The following is a 20,932-nucleotide window of genomic DNA, read 5'->3' as shown; positions in this document are numbered from 1 at the left end:
GGTAGGCTGGGTTCGATAGGCTGTGATTTTATCAGATCGCATCCACGCCGGATTCACCGGTACGGATACGGATAACTTCTTCAATATTCGAGACGAAAATCTTACCGTCGCCGATGCGCCCGGTCTGGGCTGCCTTGCGAATAGCTTCGATAGCGCCATCGACGGTTTCGTCAGCCACGATGACTTCGACTTTCACTTTTGGAAGAAAATCGACGACATATTCCGCACCACGGTAAAGCTCGGTATGGCCCTTCTGTCGGCCAAAACCCTTGGCTTCAATTACAGTAATACCCTGCAAACCAACTTCCTGAAGGGCTTCCTTCACTTCATCAAGTTTGAAAGGCTTAATGATGGCTTCGATCTTTTTCATCAGAGAATGGTCTCCGCTCTTGTTCGGAAATGGACATTGTGCCCGTTTCAAAGATATAGAAGCAGGAACTGTGCCAATTTGATCCATATCGATCAATCTTTTTACGATTCAGGCTTTTTCAAGCATGTTTTTTCTCAAGTTGTACTAATTTTGCCCATCAAAACCGCGCTTGAGTTGACGCTAGCGCATTTTCAGTAGATTCAGAAGTCCAACTTTCCATGCATTAGATTGGCATTATAATTGTCATCGAAACAAGGCTTTGCAGATGAAAGATTTTCAACAAGGTTTAAACTTGGTTGGTGATGATTAAAAAAAAGACATTATGCGTATAAGTTAGTCAATTTGATTTTCATCGAATGCTGTTTAATTAATCACTTCAGCCATAAGGGAAACGGATGTCATGTTTGAACTGCTGACACCTGCGCAAATGTCACTGGCGGATCGAATGACTATCGAATCCGGCAAATATGATGGTTTTTCTCTTATGCTTGCCGCAGGCCGGGCGGTGGCAGATATAGCTTTGAAAATGTTTTCATCCACTGGTCCGATAGCTGTTCTGTGTGGCCCGGGAAATAATGGTGGTGATGGTTATGTTGCCGCTCAGCTTTTGCGGGATGCTGGTCGGGATGTCATATGTTTTGCAACCGCAGAACCCCGGCCAGACACCGATGCCATGCAAGCTTTAAAGTTTTATAAGGGTGAACTCCGCAGGCTCAGTGATTTCTTGCCGACAATATTTACAGGAATTATTGATGCGCTTTATGGGGCAGGCTTGGCTCGCAATATTGATGATGTCGAGGCTGCAGTGATCGCAGACATTAATGCATCTGATATACCTGTTCTTGCTGTGGATTTACCAAGCGGCATTTCGGGCCTAAGTGGGCAGGTGTATGGTGCGGCGATCAATGCACGTGCAACCATGACTTTTTTTCGTAAAAAGCCGGGGCACATTTTGCAACCGGGCAGGGCGCATTGCGGTGTTCTTCATGTCGCAAATATTGGTATCAATGATGATGTTCTGGCATCAATCAGGCCAGATGCATATGAAAATGCACCAGAAAACTGGCGTGATCAGCTACCGCTATTAGCTATCAACATGCATAAATATAGCCGTGGCCATGTGGCGGTCTTTTCCGGGCCGGGGCATGCGACTGGCGCTGCACGATTATCAGCAAAGGGTGCAGCACGCAGCGGTGCAGGTGCTGTTACAGTTCTATCACCGTCAGACGCTGTATCCATCAATGCCACCCATCTGACCAGCATTATGGTGCGTGAAACCCGAAGCATCAAAGATGTCGAAAGTTTTATTGTTGAACGCAAGGTCGCAGCCTGTGTTCTCGGTCCCGGTTACGGAAATTCTACATTTGCGCGTGCGCATACGCTTTTGTTGTTGAGCGCAGTCAATGATCGCGCAAAGCAACTCAAAGGGCTTGTGTTGGATGCTGATGGCATTACATCTTTTGAAGATCAGCCGGAGCAGCTTTTCAAAGCGCAAAGAAATGCCGGTACTGCCCTTGTTTTAACCCCGCATGAGGGAGAATTTCGGCGTCTTTTTCCTGATATTGCGGATGAAAAAGATACATCAAAGCTCGATAAGGCACGCAAGGCAGCAAGCCGCGCCAATGCTGTGGTGATTTACAAAGGGCCGGATACGGTCATTGCATCGCCGGACGGACGCGCGGCGATCAATTCCAACGGCACGCCACTTCTTGCAACTGCCGGGTCAGGCGATGTGCTTGCCGGCATTGTCTGCGGATTGATTTCGCAAGCAATGCCTGCATTTGAAGCTGCCAGTGCAGCTGTCTGGATGCATGCCGATGCTGCCCGGCGCTTCGGTTATGGTTTGATTGCCGAGGATCTTCCAGAGCTGTTGCCGTCTGTTTTGTCTGCACTTGAAAATTCAGCGGCCTGATCTGCGGCTGTTGCCGGTGCCGACATCAACGTTCACACTCCCTGAAATGGATACATCAGTATTGCCGACACGAAAATGTTTCCACGTCCCGGCAGGTTGATTGTCTGGTTCCGGTGCAGGCGGTGGCGCTGATACAATCGGCGTTTGCGTCCTTACGCCGGGAAGCCCCGTTGGTGACGGTTCATTTGCATAGGCGCTGGCTGAGAGCAGCAACGAGAAAATAGCAGTAATTATAACGGTTTGTTTCATAAAATTACTCCATTTTCTCATATTCTGTCGGCAACGGATTCCAGAAGCTGATCTGCCATTTTGAGCGTAAATTCATCATAATGCGAAATGACACGGCTTGGTTCGTAATGATGAACTGGCAAGTCAGTATAGCCGAAATCAACTGCAACGACAGGAATACCTGCTGCTTTTGCCGTATCAATATCAGTTCGGCTATCTCCAACCATAATGGCGTTATCGTGTTGACCGCCGGCCAGAGTAATTGTTTCTGTCAGATGGCGAGGATCCGGCTTACGAAATGCAAATGTATCCGCACCACATATTGCTGCAAAACGATGCGCTTCACCCATTGCGGTTAGCAGCTTTACAGCCAGCGCTTCATATTTGTTCGTGCAAACGGCCAGTGTATAGCCATTCGCACTAAAGCGATCCATTGCTTCAAGCACGCCCGGGTAAAAGGAGGAGTGTCCGGGCATATGTGCTGCATAATGTTCGCGGAACTCTTCAACCAATTCATCAAGCCTTGCATCATGCACCTGTTTTTGCTGGGCTGCGAAAGCTCGTTCAATCATGACACGTCCACCCTGACCGACAAAACGGCGAAGTGAATCATTATCTGCCGTCTGCAAACCTGAAATCGACAGGCAATGATTCAAGCTGTCCAGAAGGTCAGGTGCTGTTTCAACCAATGTTCCATCGAGATCAAAAACGATAATGGGTTTTGCGCTGGCGACAGACATGGCTTCCTCACGATATTTCAGGATATTTAATGACAGCAAATTGCTAAACGATCTTTCAGATAGGCTCAAGGTGCAGCGTAAACGAGAGGCATTCTTAAAAAAATGCTATAATTGCAATAGAAGCTTTGTTGTACTGCACGCACATGCTAGAGGCGTTTGCGGAGCCGGATGAGAATCCGTTGGGAAAACAGGAATTCAGGCATGGATGAAGCAAGAAAGCTTAAAATAGCCGCTGCTGCAGAAGCATTGACACATGTCAAGGATGGCATGCGTCTGGGAATTGGCACCGGTTCTACTGCTGAAGAATTCGTCCGTCTCCTCGCTGAAAAAGTTAATGATGGATTCCAGATTATCGGGGTGCCAACCTCTGAACGCACGGCTGCTCTTTGTGCAGAACTGGGCATTCCACTGACAACACTTGAAGAAACCCCGCATCTTGATCTGACCATTGATGGTGCAGATGAAGTCGATAGTGCTCTCACCCTTATCAAGGGGGGCGGTGGTGCGCTTCTTCGTGAAAAGATTGTAGCGGCAGCATCCGATTCGATGATAGTCATTGCCGATCGCTCGAAGGTTGTCGAAACACTTGGTCGCTTTCCGCTGCCAATCGAAGTCAATCGCTTTGGTCTTAAAGCAACCTTACTTGCTATTGAAGCAGCGGCTGCGCAATGCGGTCTTGCAGGTTCACTTGTCCTGCGTTTAAAAGACGGCGTAGCATTTGTTACAGATGGTGGACATTATATCGTGGATGCATCTTTTGGCCGCATTCCCGATCCAAAGAATCTATCAGACGCTCTCTTCGCCATACCGGGTGTTGTAGAGCATGGATTATTTATCGGACTGGCACGCACAGCAATCATTGCTGGTGCTGACGGTATCCGAACTATGAACCGGCCTTAAACCGCCGATACGAATTGTTTGAACGGAGTATTGACCATATGATCCCGGCAACTGGCTTTCGCCGTCTGATTGCACCGTTATCCGCACTCGTCCTGCTGTCGGGCGTCCATGCGGCTGTTGCACAGGAAATTTCCGCTTCGCATCTGGATGCTGCCCGTGCGGCGATTGCGTCTATTCAGGCAACTGAACAGTTCGATGAAATCCTGCCAAGTGCTGCCCGCGCTCTTAAAGGTGAATTGATCCAGAAGGATCCAAACCTTGAAGCGCTTATCACCAAGACGGTCGATGACAAGGCAATTGCGCTTGCTGCCCGTCGCGCAGACCTCGAAACTGAATCTGCCCGTGCTTATGCCAATGTGTTTACCGAAGATGAACTCAAGGCAATCACTGCATTCTATACCTCGGATGCAGGCAAGAAGCTCCTTGCAGAGGGTCCACTCGTAACCCGTGAAGTCGTTAAGGCTGCAAATATCTGGCAGAACGGTATTGCTCGCGATCTGGCAACCTCTGTTGGTGAAGTTCTTGCTGCACAGGCAGGCGCAACCGCCGAGCCTGAGCAGCCAGCACAGTAATTGTTTATAATAATGTAGATTTAAAAAGCCCGGCTACTTGGTCGGGCTTTTTTATTTTGATAGTTTGGCTGAGGGAGGTTTAGCGATGTTTTTTCGTAAAATGAGTGTAGCACTCCCGGTTTTTGGTTTTGCAGGACTGTTTTTCGGCATCCAGTCGTCACAGGCGGGTGTCTGTAGCCCGCAGGTCTTTCAGGACACAAAATTTATTGTCTGCACGGTGAAGGATAAGGAAAATCTGCGTCTGTTCTGGAAGAATGCCGAGGGTGAGCCCTATCGTAATTTCTCGAAAGTTGCAGATGCTGTGGCCCTGCAAGGCAAGACATTAACATTTGCCTTGAATGCGGGAATGTATCAGGTCGATTTCACTCCGCTTGGTCTTTATATTGAGGATGGGCAGGAACTGGTTTCTGCTGATACAAAAGCGCCACCGCGTGTCTCTGGTCCGGTTCCGAATTTTTATAAAAAGCCCAATGGTATTTTCTATTTTGATGAAGAGAATGCCGGTATCGTTTCGACGGACAGTTTTTTGAAAAAACGGCCGAAGCTGCGCTTTGCCACACAATCCGGGCCTATGCTGGTTATTGAGAACAAACTCAACCCGATTTTGATCAATGGATCGACAGACCGGACACGCAGAAGCGGTGTGGGTGTCTGTGCTGATCAATCCATCCGCTTTGCCATCAGCGAAGATGCCGTGAATTTTTATGATTTTGCCAGGCTGTTTCGCGATGAGCTGAAATGTCCCAATGTATTGTTTCTTGATGGGGGCAATGGTGCAGGAATTTATAATCCTGCCATGGGCAGAAATAATATTTCCTGGCATGGTGGATATGGTCCGATTATCGGACTGGTGGAATAAAGAACTATAAAAAAAACCGGGCTTTACACCCGGTTTTTTGTTTAAAGCGCGTTTTGATCCGGTTGAATCAGGTTGGACTTATGCTCTATTCAGCAGCCTCTGCCTTGTTTTTCGGACGCCGTTCAAGCAGCTCTTTGAGAAACTGCCCTGTATAAGAGCGTTTTTCCTTCACAATGTCTTCAGGGCGCCCGACTGCCACAATTTCACCGCCACCGTCACCGCCTTCAGGTCCCAGATCAATAACCCAGTCGGCAGTCTTGATAACTTCCAGATTGTGTTCGATGACCACAACCGTGTTGCCTTGTTCGACCAGTTCGTGCAGCACTTCTAGAAGCTTGGCAACGTCGTGGAAGTGCAGGCCCGTGGTTGGCTCATCAAGGATATAGAGCGTTTTTCCGGTTGCCTTGCGTGAAAGCTCCTTGGCGAGTTTGACGCGCTGCGCTTCCCCGCCAGAAAGTGTCGTTGCCTGCTGGCCGACCTTGATATAGCCGAGGCCAACCTTGACAAGTGTTTCGAGCTTGTCGCGCACTGCGGGAACGGCTGTGAAAAATTCCGCCCCTTCTTCAACCGTCATATCGAGAACATCGGCAATGGACTTGCCCTTGAACTGCACTTCCAGAGTTTCGCGATTGTAGCGTTTTCCATGGCAGACGTCACAAGTTACATAAACATCCGGCAGAAAGTGCATCTCGATTTTTATGACACCATCACCCTGACAGGCCTCGCAACGACCACCTTTTACGTTGAACGAGAAGCGCCCCGGTTGATAACCGCGAGCCTTTGCCTCCGGCAGACCTGAAAACCAGTCACGGATCGGTGTGAAAGCGCCCGTATAGGTTGCCGGGTTAGAACGCGGTGTGCGGCCAATCGGCGACTGGTCGATATCGATGACCTTATCAAGGAATTCAAGACCTTCTATGCGATCATGTTCTGCGGGATGTTCGCGCGAACCCATGATACGTCGCGATGCAGCCTTAAACAGCGTTTCAATCAGGAAGGTTGATTTGCCGCCGCCGGAAACGCCGGTAACAGCGGTGAATGTGCCGAGAGGAATATCCGCCGATACATTTTTAAGGTTATTGCCGCGTGCGCCAACAACTCGAATATGCTTGTTTTTGATGAGCTTCCGGCGCTCGGCAGGAACAGCAACCTCCATCGCCCCCGACAGATATTTGCCAGTGAGAGAATTCGGATTGGACATGACGTCCTCTGGTGTGCCTTGTGCAATGATTTTACCACCATGAACACCTGCTGCCGGGCCAATATCGACCACATAATCTGCGGTCAGGATTGCATCTTCATCATGTTCAACAACGATAACGGTATTGCCGAGATCGCGCAGGTGACGAAGCGTGTCGAGCAGACGGGCATTGTCGCGTTGATGCAAACCAATCGATGGCTCATCGAGCACATAAAGCACACCGGTCAGACCTGAGCCGATCTGTGAAGCCAGGCGGATTCGCTGGCTTTCCCCCCCCGATAATGTGCCGGAATTACGCGCAAGTGTCAGATAATCCAGGCCGACATCGTTGAGGAATTCCAAGCGTTCACGGATTTCCTTGAGAATACGGGCGGCAATTTCGCGCTGCTTGTCATTGAATGTGTTATCGATTTCGCGAAACCAGGCATCAGCATTACGGATCGACATGCCAGTGATTTCGCCAATATGCTTCATGCCAATCTTGACCGCCAGAGCTTCCGGTTTCAGGCGGAAGCCTTTACAGGCAGGGCAGGGCGTCGAAGACATGAAACGCTCGATTTCCTCACGCGACCATGCCGAATCTGTTTCTTTCCAGCGGCGTTCAAGGTTGGGTATAACTCCTTCAAAAGCCTTGGTGGTTTGATAGGAGCGCAGACCATCATCATATTGGAAGGTGATTTCACGGCCCTTTGTGCCATATAGAATAGCTTCTTTTGCTTCATCAGAAAGAGCTGACCATTTGGTGCTGACCTTAAAATCATAGGCTTTGCCGAGCGCTTCGAGCGTCTGATTGTAGTAAGGCGAGGACGAGCGTGCCCATGGTGCAACCGCCCCATCTTTGAGGGAGATTGTTTCATCCGGAATGATAAGATTTGGATCGATCGCCTGCTGGGTACCTAAGCCATCACAAGTGGGGCAGGCACCAAAAGGGTTGTTGAACGAGAACAGGCGCGGCTCGATTTCGGGAATCGTGAAGCCGGAAACCGGGCAGGCAAATTTTTCAGAAAACATGATGCGTTCATGCGTTTCATTGGCTGATTTATTTGCGCCGCCGCCGGAGGCTGTTTCTTCTGATGGTAAAGGCTTGTCAGCGAATTCTGCAATCGCCAGACCATCAGCAAGCTTCAAGCAGGTTTCGAGACTGTCAGCCAAACGGGTTCCAAGATCACCACGCACCACGACACGATCCACAGCGACATCAATGTCATGCTTGTATTTCTTGTCGAGTGCAGGGACATCGGCGATTTCGTAGAAAGTGCCGTCAACCTTCACGCGCTGGAAGCCCTTTTTTTGAAGCTCTGCCAGCTCTTTCTTGTACTCACCTTTACGACCGCGAACGATAGGCGCGAGGATATAAAGACGTGTGCCTTCTTCCAGAGCCAGAACACGATCAACCATCTGGCTGACAGTCTGGCTTTCAATAGGCAGGCCCGTGGCTGGCGAATAGGGCACGCCAACACGCGCGAATAACAGGCGCATATAGTCGTATATTTCGGTTACGGTACCAACAGTTGAACGCGGATTGCGGCTTGTTGTCTTTTGTTCGATGGAAATAGCAGGCGACAGACCGTCGATCTGATCGACATCCGGTTTTTGCATCATTTCAAGGAACTGACGTGCATAGGCCGAAAGGCTTTCGACATAACGGCGCTGACCTTCCGCATAAATTGTGTCGAAGGCCAGCGATGATTTGCCCGAGCCTGAAAGTCCAGTCATCACGATCAGCTTGTCGCGCGGCAGATCAAGATCGACATTTTTCAGATTGTGTTCACGTGCGCCACGTATGGAAATGAATTTCTGATCGCTCATTCCGCGTCCTGCCTGTCTGGTCATGCCATGGAGTATCCGGGCGCCGAAGTTCAGGTCGCACCGCTCCATAATATGGGGATGAATCCCTTCTTTGGAAGGGGGCCAGTCAATCGTTCGATGCAGATTTATCACCGGAACAAAGATCGAACAACCAGGTTTCTGATAAGCGATACGAAATGTGAACGCAAGAGCGTTGACCTTTACTCCTGACAGGAGCAAACTATCTTTGCTTGATGGTGGAGAGATATCGGAAGAGATGAAACGATATCGGCAAGAGGTCCAGCCAGTCGAGTGAATGCAACAGGGAGGTAAAGGAGCATGAGTCCACCTGACTGAGTTGCCTGGCTTTCACAGGAGTGAAAGCACAATCACTTCCGTTATTGATGTATTGTCATCTATGTTTAGATACGACATTGATAGCGTTGGTTGATTGCAGAAAATCTGGATTATGCGCGGAAATCATGCGTTTTTTTATCGTGTGTTTCCGAAATGATTTATCGGCGAAGAAGTGTCGATATAAGAGCTTTGCTCACCTACAAGCCCTGCGCGCCTAAGAAACAGTGAGCGGCAGGGCTACCCTTGCTAGGGTCAGGACTCTAAATGGCCATTATTTTACCCGCTTTGTTTTAAACACATTTTATGGGCCAAAAAACCTGAAAACTGTTGCTTTATGAACAAAACAGGAACATAACTTCTGTGGAACATTTTTAAAATCGTCTTTCAGGTAAGCGCTTATCGGAAATAGCTGTTGTAGAGTGTTACCTGAGTTTTTTGTGATGGCGCTTATTTGCGCCTGATCTTTATTTTGGAAAGCACCTTGTCCGGTAAACCCGGAAGCATTCTGCAGGCAGTAATGTACAAAGCGGTGTTTGTAAGACCCGGAGTAAGTTTTCGATGGCTGGTAGTGTCAATAAAGTCATTCTGGTTGGCAATCTTGGTGCCGATCCTGAAATTCGCCGCCTTAATTCGGGCGATCAGATTGCTAATCTGCGCATTGCCACTTCGGAAAGCTGGCGTGATCGCCAGACTGGTGAGCGCAAGGAACGTACCGAATGGCACAGCGTTGTGATTTTCAATGAAAACCTTGCCAAGGTTGCCGAACAATATCTGAAAAAGGGCGCCAAGGTTTATATCGAAGGTGCGTTGCAGACCCGCAAATGGCAGGATCAGAACGGTAATGACCGTTACACGACTGAAATCGTGTTGCAGAAGTTCCGTGGTGAATTGCAGATGCTTGATAGCCGTGGTGATAGTGGCGATCAGGGACGTTCGTTCGGTGGTAGCGGCGGCGGCGGTAATCGCAACCAGATGTCGGATTACTCTGGCGGTGGCAGTGATTTTGGATCGTCCGGCCCATCGGGTCAGGGCGGCGGCGGTGGCGGTTTCTCCCGTGATCTCGACGACGAAATTCCATTCTGATGATAAAAAACGGGCGCATTTGGCGCCCGTTTTTTTAATTATATTGATAAGTTAAATTGGCTTTATAAGTTACTGATTTAGCTTATTGTTATGTAGATTGATAAGATGAGAGTTGATAGACGCAAGATTGTTGTTTCTGCTGCCCACGCTGATCCTGTGGGTATCTGCGTGGGCAGCAGAACTCTATCTGATCTTCTGTCTGGTTTTGAGTACGTTCTGTGATGCAGGTTTGTTCTGGTGAGCAGGGGTGTTTTGTTGCTGTTGTTGGTCCCAGCGGGGCTGGCAAGGATACAATTATAAATGCGGCGCGTGGTGCGTTGAAAAATAATCCCCGTTTTCATTTTGTACGCCGTGTTATCACCCGGGAAGGGATGCCCGGCAATGAGGATCATGATGTTCTCGATGCTGCATCCTTTCAGAAAGCTGCGTATGAGGGGGCTTATTCACTTCATTGGCAGGCCCATGGTTTACGTTATGGTTTGCCATGTTCAATGGACACCAGGCTTGCAGAAGGTGCCATTGTGGTCGCAAATGTATCGCGACAGGTATTGGTGGATATCCGCAGGCAATATCAATCATATTTAGTGGTTCTGATAACTGCGCAACCATCCATTCTTGTTGAGCGATTATCTTCGCGAGGAAGGGAAACCCGCCAACAGATAGAAAAGCGTCTGGCGCGTGAGGTTCGACTGGATGATCCGGCTGGTAATATTGTCACGATAGATAATTCAGGTGACATTGATTCAGCCACAGGTCTATTTGTCGATCACCTCATAAAAATATCATCTAAATCAGCATATTAGATTGCTTTGTTGTATGAAGATATGATCTTCAGAAACGCTGATTTTCAACCACTGATCAGTGACCTTACGCCATCAGCAACAAACTGGACGGCCAATGCTGCAAGGATGACGCCGAGTAGACGGGTCAATATGGAACGACCTGTTTCACCAAGAAAACGGTCAACGCGCTCTGCAAGCAAGAGCACGATATAGGTAATCAAAAGGCAGACAGCTATCACGCCAAGAAGGGCTGTGCGGGGACCGATGCCGTTAAAGGAATCTGATGTCAACACGATTGCAGAGATAGCGCCAGGGCCTGCGATGAGTGGTATTGCGAGTGGAAAGGCTGCGATATTGCGTATGTGATCCTTTGTGATGGCAACTTCAGCACTCTTCTCTTTACGCTCGGTGCGTTTTTCGAAAATCATTTCGAAAGCGATCCAGAAAAGCAGCAGGCCACCGGCTACGCGGAATGCGCCGATCGAGATGCCAAACATGGTGAGTATCTGAGCACCAGCAATTGCAAACAGTGCCATGACAATAAATCCGATGATAGTCGCGCGTAAGGCGACCTGACCGCGATGGTTACGGTCCATCCCCGGTGTTAATGCCAGAAACAACGGCGCCAGACCGGGCGGGTCAATGGTGACGAGCAGGGTGACGAAGGCGCTGAAAACCGTATCGTAGAAACCCATGCTAAATTTGCCCCTGTTTTTGGTATTTGTTGTTTGATTTGTGAAGTGGATTGTAGCCGATCAGAGACGCATGGTCGACGCTATGCATGCTTTCACACAACATCATTGCGCGAGGTTTATGTGAATATCTTTCAACTTATTGATATGATGATGGAATTTATCTGCCTGAAATGGTCTCTAAATTGGCATTTTGTGTCAGTTTGCTCTATAAAGTGACTTTATCGATTCTGTTGAGAAAGATATCTGAATAGTGTCAGATCTAACGCCTCCACCCGGTTCTGAAGATATGCATGGTGGTCCAAGCGGCCCGAGTGGTATTGAACCGATCTCTATTATTGAAGAGATGCAGCGCTCCTATCTCGATTACGCGATGAGCGTTATCGTGAGTCGTGCGCTTCCTGATGTTCGCGATGGTTTGAAGCCCGTACATCGTCGTATTCTCCACGCCATGAACGAGATGAATCTCGCTTACAATCGCCCATACCGTAAATCGGCAGGTGTGATCGGTGAGGTGATGGGTAAATACCATCCGCATGGTGACGCATCGATTTATGATGCCCTTGTGCGTATGGCGCAGGACTTTTCGTTGCGTGATCCGCTCGTGGATGGGCAGGGTAATTTCGGTTCCATCGATGGCGATCCGCCAGCGGCGATGCGTTATACCGAATGCCGTCTGGAAAAAGTCACAGAATCCCTTTTGTCGGATATCGACAAGGATACGGTTGATTTTCAGGATAATTATGACGGTCGTGAGCGCGAACCAATGGTTCTGCCTGCGCGTTTTCCAAACCTGCTTGTCAATGGCTCGGGTGGTATTGCGGTTGGTATGGCAACCAATATTCCGCCGCACAATCTGGGCGAAGTTATCGACGGTTGTATAGCGTTGATTGATAATCCGGCTATCGAGCTGGAAGAGGTCATGGAAATTATTCCTGGCCCGGATTTCCCTACCGGCGGTATCATTCTCGGACGCGCCGGCATTAACTCTGCCTACAGCACGGGCCGTGGTTCGGTCATAATGCGTGGACGTGTGGCGATTGAGCCAATGCGTGGCGATCGCGAAGCCATTATTATCACCGAGATTCCATATCAGGTGAACAAGGCTTCGATGATCGAGAAAATGGCTGAACTGGTGCGCGACAAGCGTATCGAAGGCATTTCCGATCTGCGTGATGAATCTGACCGCGAAGGCTATCGCGTTGTGGTCGAACTCAAGCGCGATGCCGTTGCCGATGTCGTTCTGAACCAGCTTTATCGCTACACCCCGTTGCAAACATCGTTTGGCTGCAACATGGTGGCGCTGAATGGTGGCAAGCCGGAACAGCTTAATCTGCTCGATATGCTGCGTGCATTCGTAGCGTTCCGTGAAGAAGTCGTTACGCGCCGTACCAAATTCCTTCTTAACAAGGCGCGTGATCGTGCGCATGTTTTGGTTGGTCTGGCAATTGCGGTTGCAAATATTGATGAGATCATTGCTCTCATTCGTCGTGCGCCGGATCCGGCTACTGCGCGTGAGCAGTTGATGGAGCGTCGCTGGCCTGCGGCAGATGTTGCGCCGCTGATCCGTCTTATTGATGATCCGCGCCATGCGATCAATGCAGACAATACCTATAATCTGTCTGAAGAACAGGCCCGTGCCATTCTTGATCTGCGTTTGCAGCGCCTGACTGCGCTGGGCCGCGATGAAGTTGCAGATGAACTTAACAAGATCGGCGAAGAAATCCGCGATTATCTGGATATTCTGAGCTCGCGTGTGCGCGTTATGACAATCGTCAAGGAAGAGATGATTGCCGTTCGTGACGAGTTTGCAACGCCACGCCGTACCGAGTTTGGTCTCGGCGGTGCCGAAATGGATGATGAAGATCTCATCGCCCGTGAAGATATGGTCGTTACCGTCAGTCATGCAGGCTATATCAAGCGTGTGCCGCTGGCGACTTATCGTGCGCAGCGCCGTGGCGGTAAGGGCCGTTCAGGCATGGCAACGAAAGACGAGGATTTCGTAACACGTCTGTTTGTTGCCAATACGCATACGCCGGTTCTGTTTTTCTCTTCGCGCGGCATTGTTTATAAGGAAAAAGTCTGGCGTCTGCCGGTCGGTAATCCGCAATCGCGCGGCAAGGCACTCATTAACATGTTGCCATTGCAGCAGGGTGAGCGCATTACCACGATCATGCCGCTACCGGAGGATGAAGAATCCTGGGCAAATCTCGATGTCATGTTCTCGACGACTCGCGGTACGGTGCGTCGTAACAAACTTTCCGACTTCGTTCAGGTCAACCGTAATGGTAAGATCGCGATGAAGCTGGAAGAAGATGGCGATGAAATCCTTTCGGTCGATACTTGTACTGAATTCGATGATGTTCTCCTGACTTGTGCCGGTGGCCAGTGCATTCGCTTCCCCGTGACCGATGTTCGCGTCTTTGCGGGCCGTAACTCTATCGGTGTTCGCGGTATCAATCTGCCTGAAGGTGACAAGGTCATTTCGATGGCGATCCTGCATCATGTTGATGCGGATGCCGCTGAACGCGCTGCCTATCTCAAGCGTTCAATTGCTGAACGTCGTGCGCAGGGAGCGGACGATGCGGATGATATTGTTGTTGTCGGTGAAGACGTCGAAAATGAAACCGAACTCAATGATGAGCGTTATCAGGAACTGAAAGCACGCGAGCAGACCGTTCTGACTGTCAGTGAATATGGTTATGGCAAGCGTTCTTCGTCTTACGAGTTCCGCGTGTCAGGCCGTGGCGGCAAGGGCATTCGTGCAACTGATACGTCGAAGACAGACGAAATCGGCAAGCTTGTTGCACTGTTCCCGGTTGAAGCAAGTGATCAGATATTGCTTGTTTCCGATGGTGGGCAGCTGATCCGTGTGCCGGTTGGTGGTATTCGTATTGCCGGACGTTCGACCAAGGGTGTCACGATCTTCAACACGGCTGACGGCGAAAAAGTTGTCTCGGTCGAGCGCATTTCGGAGACGGAAAGCGATGAAGAGAATGGCTCTGTGGAAGCTGAAGGGACCGCTTCTGAAGGTGGTGTGCCTTTGGCTGGTGAGGAGGAATAATGGAATTTCCTGATGCGCAACGTGTCAGGATGTTCTTTATAATTAAAAGGCCGGTGGCGGAAGCCATCGGCCTTTTTGAAATTTCTTCGTATGATTTTAGTTGTTAGAGCGAGTTTTGTGCGCTGGAAGGGAGCATGGCGCTCTAATATTGGAGGGGACTGACGATTCTTTGAAACTCAAGAATAGTTTTAATGCGAACCCAGTTTGCGCATGGCGCTCAGACTGAATGCGGCAGGACGAACACGCTTGCGCTTTGCTTCATTTTCTTCCAGAAGCAGAATAATTGCCGACGCAGCCATTGCTACCATCATGGATAATGCCAGAAGAAATATCATCATCGCGGTATCCTTTCATTATAGATACGCTTGAGAAGCAAAAAGGTTGCACCAAACCTGCACCTTTGCTGGTAAACTGGTTGTGAATCTCATGGGAAAATGGGCTTTATCGCTCATTAAATTTGTTTTCTTGGTTTCTGATTTCTTTCCAATTGTGGTTGTTGTTGAAAATCTGATGAGAAAAGGCTAGCTGGAAGAAATGACGATTGCGATTTACGCGGGTTCTTTCGATCCCATCACCAACGGCCATATGGATGTTCTGAAAGGCGCACTTCGTCTTTCAGACAAAGTGATTGTCGCTATTGGTGTGCATCCCGGCAAAAAACCGCTTTTTAGCTTCGCAGAGCGTGTTGCGCTGATCAATGCAAGTGCTGAAGCCGTGCTGGGCAAAGATGCAAAGCGTGTTTCTGTGATTTCTTTTGATGCTTTGGTGATTGATGCTGCGCGTGAGCATGATGCGAAGTTAATGGTGCGTGGTCTTCGGGATGGTACTGATCTCGATTATGAAATGCAGATGGCTGGCATGAATGGGACAATGGCACCAGAATTGCAGACTGTTTTTTTGCCTGCTGATCCGGCGGTGCGCACAATTACTGCCACATTGGTTCGTCAGATTGCCTCAATGGGGGGGGATATCAAGCCCTTCGTTCCAGCTGCTGTAGCTAAGGCACTGGAAGCAAAATTCAAATCCTGATCCAGGGAGTTTCTCAATCATGTCATTCATCCGTTCGGCTTTTGCCGCAGCCACTATTGTTGTGCTTTCCCAAGGCGCTGCTTTCGCCGCTGACACACTTAATTTGCAGCTTAAAGACGGCAATGTCGCTATTGAACTCGACCCCAAGCTTGCGCCAAAACATGTCGAACAGATTGAAAAACTTGTGAAGGAAGGCGCTTATGATGGGGTGGCGTTCCATCGCGTGATTCCTGGTTTCATGGCTCAGACCGGCGATGTGAAATTTGGCAATCTAGACAAGGGTTACAATGCATCGCGCGTTGGCACTGGCGGATCAAACCTGCCCAATATTCCAGCTGAGTTCTCTCAGGAACCTTTTGTGCGCGGTACGGTTGGTATGGCACGCAGCCAGTCACCGGATTCTGCTAACTCGCAATTCTTTATCATGTTCAATGATGGTGCATTTTTGAATGGTCAATACACTGTTGTTGGCAAGGTTGTCAGTGGTATGGATGTTGTCGATAAGATCAAAAAGGGTAGTGAATCTGACAATGGCTCGGTTGAAAACCCTGACAAAATCATCAAAGCCACGATCGACAAGAAATAAGTTTTTAATATAACGCATATCCCTGTCTCAAAAATCATCTAAACTTTTGTGGATATGCTCAACAGGAGAGGCCCGATGGCTTATAAAGACCCGGAAAATACACTCGTTCTTGAAACCACCAAGGGCAATGTTGTTATTGAATTATTCCCTGATCTGGCTCCTGGCCATGTCGAACGCATCAAGGAACTGGCGCGTGAAGGTGCATATGACGGTGTTGTGTTTCACCGTGTGATCGACGGCTTTATGGCCCAGACGGGCGATGTCAAGTTCGGTAAGACCGGTGGTGCGCATTTCAATGGCTCACGGGCTGGTATGGGTGGTTCGGACAAGCCTGACCTCAAGGCTGAATTCTCCAATACTTCGCATAAGCGTGGCACTGCTTCGATGGCTCGTTCGCAGAACCCGAACTCGGCAAATTCGCAGTTCTTTATCTGCTTCACCGATGCTCCATGGCTTGATCGTCAGTACTCCGTATGGGGTCAGGTTATCGAAGGCATGGATAATGTTGACAAGATCAAGCGCGGCGAACCTGTTACTGATCCTGACGTGATCGTAACGGCACGTATCGCTTCCGATATCTGATTTCTTTGCTTTAATAAAATTATAGCGGCTCCGGTTTTGCCGGGGCCGCTCTTGGTTCGAGGTTCATAATGCGTGTTGATCTTTTCGATTTCGATTTGCCGGACGAGAGCATTGCCCTGCGTCCAGCTGAACCGCGTGACCATGCGAAGCTTTTGCGCGTGCGCCCCGGCCAGCCATTTGAAGATCGGCAGGTATTTGAATTGCCGGATCTGTTGCAACCGGGTGATGCACTTGTTTTCAACGATACAAAAGTCATTCCCGCACAGTTGGAAGGTATGCGCGAGCGCGACGGTAATATTTCGCAGGTGAGTGCTACACTGCATATGCGTATTGGTGCTGATCGCTGGAAAGCATTCCTGCGTCCGGCCAAACGTGTGAAGGAGGGCGACCGAATCCGTTTCGGTCATTCCGGCTCAAGCTGTTTCATGGGCACGCTTGGTGCAACGGTTGCCGAAAAGGGTGATGCAGGAGAAGTGCTGCTGGTATTCGACCTTTCAGGCGCAATGCTTGATGAAGCGATTGCTGCTGTGGGCCATATTCCTTTGCCGCCTTATATTGCATCCAAACGTCCTGAAGATGAGCGTGATCGCAGCGATTACCAGACAGTTTATGCGCGTGAGGAGGGAGCTGTCGCCGCTCCGACTGCCGGGCTTCATTTTACACCGGAACTGCTCACAAAAATCCGCGAACGCGGTATCGAAGAACATTTCGTGACGTTGCATGTGGGGGCTGGCACCTTTTTGCCTGTAAAAGCCGACGATACGACAGACCACAAGATGCATTCCGAGATTGGTTATGTCTCAAAGGAAACGGCGGATGCGCTGAATGCCGTGCATGCACGCGGTGGTCGTATCATCTGTGTTGGTACGACATCGCTGCGTCTCATTGAGAGTGCTTCTGGTGCTGATGGTATCATTCGCCCATGGGCAGGTCCGACCGATATTTTTATTACACCGGGCTATAAGTTCCGGGCAGTTGATCTGCTGATGACCAATTTCCACCTGCCACGTTCGACACTTTTCATGCTGGTATCAGCCTTTAGCGGTTTCGAGGTGATGCATGATGCTTATAAACACGCAATCAAAACAGGCTATCGTTTCTACTCCTATGGAGATTCAAGCCTGTTAGAGCGTGCATGAACCCGTTTCCTTTTTCGGCATAATTCATTAAAGACATGGTATGACCAGCGAAAATTTTGAATTCAAAGTGCTTGCGCGTGATGGCGCAGCCCGTCAGGGTGAAATCTCCATGCCGCGCGGCGTGGTGCGTACGCCTGCCTTCATGCCGGTTGGTACAGCCGGAACCGTCAAGGCCATGTATATGGATCAGGTGAAAGATTTGGGTGCCGATATCATTCTTGGCAATACCTATCATCTGATGCTGCGTCCGGGGGCGGAGCGCGTTGCTCGTCTTGGTGGATTGCATGAATTTGGTGGCTGGAAAGGTCCTATTCTGACCGATTCCGGTGGTTTTCAGGTTATGTCGCTCGCACAATTACGCAAGCTTGATGAAAACGGTGTGACTTTCCGCTCGCATATTGACGGCAAGCCTTATGAAATGACGCCGGAGCGTTCCATCGAGATTCAGGGACTGCTTGATAGTGATATTCAGATGCAGCTCGATGAATGCGTGGCGCTGCCATCACCTGAAAAAAATACCGAGCGTGCGATGGAATTGTCGCTGCGCTGGGCAGAGCGCTGCAAAGCGGCTTTTGGCACACAGGCTGGCAAGGCGATGTTCGGGATTGTGCAGGGCGGTGATAATGCGCGACTGCGGGAACGCTCGGCTGAAGCATTGAAGGCAATGGACCTCAAAGGCTATTCTGTCGGCGGGTTGGCCGTTGGTGAACCACAAAATGTCATGCTCGACATGCTTGAAGTGGTTTGCCCGATTTTGCCATCGGAAAAACCACGTTATCTGATGGGTGTTGGCACGCCCGATGATATCTTGAAATCGGTTGCCCGCGGCATAGACATGTTCGATTGTGTGATGCCGACGCGAGCCGGTCGTCATGGTCTGGCTTTCACACGCTTTGGAAAGGTGAATCTGCGCAATGCACGTCATGCCGATGATCACCGACCTCTGGACCCTGAATCAAGCTGTCCGGCGGCGCGTGATTACAGTCGTGCCTATTTACACCATCTGGTTAAATCAGGTGAAGCGCTGGGTGGAATGCTGCTGACCTGGAATAATCTGGCTTATTATCAGTATTTGATGCAGGGTATTCGTAAGGCCATATCGGAAGGTTGTTTTGTTGATTTTTCTGCAGAAACGACCAATGGTTGGGAGAGGGGCGATATCCCTGCTCTTTAATAAAAATGCGCTTTTTAAGGCGCGTTTTTTATATTTAACTGGACGATATCTCTAACCTTTTTCAAGAAGGGTTTCTAATCGGCAGAGAAGTGAATGGCGCTCTTCATCACTGATGATGTCACAATCCAGCAGCCGACCGCATTCAAGGCCGGAAAGTACCAGATAGGTCATCAGCACAAGATTACGATCGGTGGCATTTTCAAGCATTCGATCCAGTACAGTGCGATGATAATGTCTGACAGGAATCATGAAGTCTGGATTTTCAACCAGTGCTGCCAGAATTCCACTTGCTGGCGGCTCATCATCGGCTTGAACGCGGAAAACATCAAAGAAAGCTCTGGCAATACGGTTTTTATCACCGCTTTGCAGGCGTTCCTGAACTTCCATCGCATGTTCATGCACTTTCATATATTCTTCAACCACCGCTTCCAGAAGTTTTGCCTTGGTTGGAAAAGAATAGAGCAATCCGCCTTTTGAAAGACCTGCACGCGCCGCAACTGCTTCGAGCGAAATATGTGCAGGACCGACTTCCTGAGCAAGCTCCACTGCCGCCCGCAGGATTCGCTCGCGCGAAGAGACCTTCTTTTTTATATGCAATTCTGTGGGTCTCCTGACAGTTCGAAGGTTGACAATACCGTCCAGACGGTACAGTTATTTCAGCATAACATTCAACTAAAATACGCGCAATTTCTGCCACAGGCAGATATGCGCTTGAGCCGTCCTGGAGTGCGACCGCGATGATCAAACGCCTTATTCTGGCTATAATATTTCTGGTGATTGTCGTTGGAGGGCTGGTTGGCTTTAATTTGTTCAGAGATAAAGCCATTAAAGACTTTTTTGCCAATATGAAACAGCCTGCCCAGACTGTTTCGACGATTACTGTTTCGCCCTCGAGCTGGACACCGGGTATCGAGGCTATAGGCACGGCAAATGCGAAAAACGGTGTTGACCTGACTGTTCAGCTTAGTGGCATCGTGCAGAATATTGGTTTTAAAGCCAATCAGGATGTGAAGCAGGGCGACTTGCTGCTTGAATTGGAAAACAGCATTGAAAAAGCAGAACTGGCGGCTGCGAAAGCGGAATCCATTCTGGCAGATCAGAATCTCAAGCGTGCTCAGAGCTTGCGTTCCAGCGGGTTTGGTACTGTGTCCGACGCAGACACGACCGAAGCGACAGCCCGTGCAAAAAAAGCCGCTGTCGTCCGTTCTCAGGCTGTTCTGGATCAGAAATTTGTAGTTGCACCATTTAGTGGAACTATCGGTATCGCCAAGATTGATCTGGGGCAGTATCTTACGCCGGGAACCGTGATTGCAACACTTCAGCAGATCGATACGATGCGTGTTGATTTCACAATTCCTGAGCTTTCGCTCCCCAATATCCGGCTTGGTCAGACCATCAAGCTGGGTCAAAATATGAATTCTCTTAATTTTACCGGAGTTATAACCGGTATCGACCCCAAGATTGATCCTTCAACACGTCTCGTATCCGTGCGTGCTGAGGTTGAGAACCCGGATCATAAGCTAACGCCGGGTCAGTTCCTGCAAGTTCGCGTTGAGCTACCAACCGAAAATGACGTTATCACATTGCCACAGACGACTATCGTATCCAGCCTTTATGGCGATTATGTTTTTGTCGTACGTCCTGCTGAAAAGAAAGAGGGCGAAGAAGCCCCTGAAGCTGATAGCCTTATTGCGCATCAGGTTTTTGTTAAAGTTGGGCGCCGGTTTGGTGAAGTCGCTGAAATTACCAGCGGTATCAAGGATGGCGACATTGTGATTACGGCTGGCCAGAACAAGCTTTCCGCAGGCATGTCGGTCAAAATCGACAATAGTGTGAATCCGATCCCCGCAGCAGACAAGAAATAGGCGCTAGAG

General features: G+C 49.5%; 20 protein-coding genes. 13 read left to right on the top strand and 7 right to left on the bottom strand.

Features of this window, described 5'->3' with window-relative positions; all coding sequences use genetic code 11:
• Nucleotides 1-31: 31 nt before the first annotated feature.
• The gene (locus FHY56_RS08045; RefSeq protein WP_007874909.1) at nt 32-370 is read right to left on the bottom strand and encodes a P-II family nitrogen regulator; all 339 of its coding nucleotides are present in this window, start codon (nt 368-370) and stop codon (nt 32-34) included.
• A gap of 400 nt (nt 371-770) precedes the next feature.
• Between FHY56_RS08045 and FHY56_RS08040 the strand changes: the two genes are divergently transcribed.
• Nucleotides 771-2,282, top strand: coding sequence for an NAD(P)H-hydrate dehydratase (locus FHY56_RS08040; RefSeq protein ID WP_140904646.1), 1,512 nt, complete (start codon nt 771-773; stop codon nt 2,280-2,282).
• Here FHY56_RS08040 and FHY56_RS08035 read toward each other — a convergent pair.
• Nucleotides 2,271-2,531, bottom strand: a complete 261-nt coding sequence (locus tag FHY56_RS08035; protein WP_140904645.1) for a hypothetical protein — start codon at nt 2,529-2,531, stop codon at nt 2,271-2,273. The two genes, FHY56_RS08040 and FHY56_RS08035, sit on opposite strands and share 12 nt — an antisense overlap.
• A 17-nt stretch (nt 2,532-2,548) precedes the next feature.
• On the bottom strand, nt 2,549-3,250 hold the full coding sequence (locus tag FHY56_RS08030) for a phosphoglycolate phosphatase (protein ID WP_140904644.1): 702 nt from the start codon (nt 3,248-3,250) through the stop codon (nt 2,549-2,551).
• Between the two features lie 201 nt (nt 3,251-3,451).
• Between FHY56_RS08030 and rpiA the strand changes: the two genes are divergently transcribed.
• The 3 genes from rpiA to FHY56_RS08015 all read left to right on the top strand — a co-directional run bounded on the left by rpiA (nt 3,452) and on the right by FHY56_RS08015 (nt 5,581).
• Nucleotides 3,452-4,150 carry a ribose-5-phosphate isomerase RpiA gene (gene rpiA, locus FHY56_RS08025; RefSeq protein WP_140904643.1) on the top strand — a complete coding sequence of 233 codons (699 nt, stop codon included), beginning with the start codon at nt 3,452-3,454 and terminating at the stop codon, nt 4,148-4,150.
• A 38-nt stretch (nt 4,151-4,188) separates the two neighbouring features.
• The gene (locus tag FHY56_RS08020) at nt 4,189-4,722 is read left to right on the top strand and encodes a DUF2059 domain-containing protein (RefSeq protein ID WP_140904642.1); all 534 of its coding nucleotides are present in this window, start codon (nt 4,189-4,191) and stop codon (nt 4,720-4,722) included.
• An 85-nt stretch (nt 4,723-4,807) separates the two neighbouring features.
• Nucleotides 4,808-5,581, top strand: coding sequence for a phosphodiester glycosidase family protein (locus FHY56_RS08015; RefSeq protein WP_140904641.1), 774 nt, complete (start codon nt 4,808-4,810; stop codon nt 5,579-5,581).
• A gap of 85 nt (nt 5,582-5,666) precedes the next feature.
• On the opposite strand, the gene uvrA is transcribed toward FHY56_RS08015, so the two are convergent.
• On the bottom strand, nt 5,667-8,591 hold the full coding sequence (gene uvrA, locus FHY56_RS08010) for an excinuclease ABC subunit UvrA (protein WP_140904719.1): 2,925 nt from the start codon (nt 8,589-8,591) through the stop codon (nt 5,667-5,669).
• An 894-nt stretch (nt 8,592-9,485) separates the two neighbouring features.
• On the opposite strand from uvrA, the gene ssb reads away from it, so the two are divergent.
• Nucleotides 9,486-10,010 carry a single-stranded DNA-binding protein gene (gene ssb, locus FHY56_RS08005; RefSeq protein ID WP_140904640.1) on the top strand — a complete coding sequence of 175 codons (525 nt, stop codon included), beginning with the start codon at nt 9,486-9,488 and terminating at the stop codon, nt 10,008-10,010.
• A 221-nt stretch (nt 10,011-10,231) separates the two neighbouring features.
• Complete coding sequence (gene phnN, locus FHY56_RS08000) at nt 10,232-10,813, top strand: phosphonate metabolism protein/1,5-bisphosphokinase (PRPP-forming) PhnN (protein ID WP_140904639.1); 582 nt, start codon at nt 10,232-10,234, stop codon at nt 10,811-10,813.
• A gap of 44 nt (nt 10,814-10,857) precedes the next feature.
• Here the strand turns inward: phnN and FHY56_RS07995 are convergent, their stop codons facing one another.
• Entirely contained in the window at nt 10,858-11,487 is a 630-nt protein-coding gene (locus tag FHY56_RS07995; RefSeq protein WP_140904638.1) for a MarC family protein, read from the bottom strand.
• A gap of 286 nt (nt 11,488-11,773) precedes the next feature.
• On the opposite strand from FHY56_RS07995, the gene gyrA reads away from it, so the two are divergent.
• Nucleotides 11,774-14,548: a DNA gyrase subunit A gene (gene gyrA, locus FHY56_RS07990; protein ID WP_140904718.1), complete on the top strand. Its 2,775-nt coding sequence runs from the start codon at nt 11,774-11,776 to the stop codon at nt 14,546-14,548.
• 188 nt (nt 14,549-14,736) lie between these two features.
• Here gyrA and FHY56_RS17905 read toward each other — a convergent pair whose 3' ends face one another.
• On the bottom strand, nt 14,737-14,886 hold the full coding sequence (locus tag FHY56_RS17905; protein ID WP_168927596.1) for a hypothetical protein: 150 nt from the start codon (nt 14,884-14,886) through the stop codon (nt 14,737-14,739).
• A gap of 196 nt (nt 14,887-15,082) precedes the next feature.
• On the opposite strand from FHY56_RS17905, the gene coaD reads away from it, so the two are divergent.
• From coaD to tgt, 5 genes are all read left to right on the top strand, one after another.
• The gene (coaD, locus tag FHY56_RS07985) at nt 15,083-15,577 is read left to right on the top strand and encodes a pantetheine-phosphate adenylyltransferase (RefSeq protein ID WP_140904637.1); all 495 of its coding nucleotides are present in this window, start codon (nt 15,083-15,085) and stop codon (nt 15,575-15,577) included.
• 19 nt (nt 15,578-15,596) lie between these two features.
• A complete protein-coding gene (locus tag FHY56_RS07980) occupies nt 15,597-16,163 on the top strand; it encodes a peptidylprolyl isomerase (protein ID WP_140904636.1) in 567 nt (188 codons plus the stop codon).
• 75 nt (nt 16,164-16,238) lie between these two features.
• Nucleotides 16,239-16,745: a peptidylprolyl isomerase gene (locus tag FHY56_RS07975; protein ID WP_140904635.1), complete on the top strand. Its 507-nt coding sequence runs from the start codon at nt 16,239-16,241 to the stop codon at nt 16,743-16,745.
• A gap of 68 nt (nt 16,746-16,813) precedes the next feature.
• The gene (gene queA, locus FHY56_RS07970) at nt 16,814-17,884 is read left to right on the top strand and encodes a tRNA preQ1(34) S-adenosylmethionine ribosyltransferase-isomerase QueA (protein WP_140904634.1); all 1,071 of its coding nucleotides are present in this window, start codon (nt 16,814-16,816) and stop codon (nt 17,882-17,884) included.
• A 40-nt stretch (nt 17,885-17,924) separates the two neighbouring features.
• Nucleotides 17,925-19,058 carry a tRNA guanosine(34) transglycosylase Tgt gene (gene tgt, locus FHY56_RS07965; protein WP_140904633.1) on the top strand — a complete coding sequence of 378 codons (1,134 nt, stop codon included), beginning with the start codon at nt 17,925-17,927 and terminating at the stop codon, nt 19,056-19,058.
• 51 nt (nt 19,059-19,109) lie between these two features.
• On the opposite strand, the gene FHY56_RS07960 is transcribed toward tgt, so the two are convergent.
• Complete coding sequence (locus FHY56_RS07960; protein ID WP_140904632.1) at nt 19,110-19,655, bottom strand: TetR/AcrR family transcriptional regulator; 546 nt, start codon at nt 19,653-19,655, stop codon at nt 19,110-19,112.
• Between the two features lie 140 nt (nt 19,656-19,795).
• Between FHY56_RS07960 and FHY56_RS07955 the strand changes: the two genes are divergently transcribed.
• Nucleotides 19,796-20,923 (top strand): efflux RND transporter periplasmic adaptor subunit, encoded by a 1,128-nt coding sequence (locus FHY56_RS07955; protein ID WP_140904631.1) that lies wholly within the window; start codon nt 19,796-19,798, stop codon nt 20,921-20,923.
• The last annotated feature ends 9 nt before the right edge of the window (nt 20,924-20,932 follow it).

It is taken from the genome of Brucella gallinifaecis, from assembly GCF_006476605.1.
Classification (GTDB): Bacteria; Pseudomonadota; Alphaproteobacteria; order Rhizobiales; family Rhizobiaceae; genus Brucella; species Brucella gallinifaecis.
Note: the sequence above shows the minus strand (reverse complement) of the source record. Positions and strands in the feature narration are given on the sequence as shown.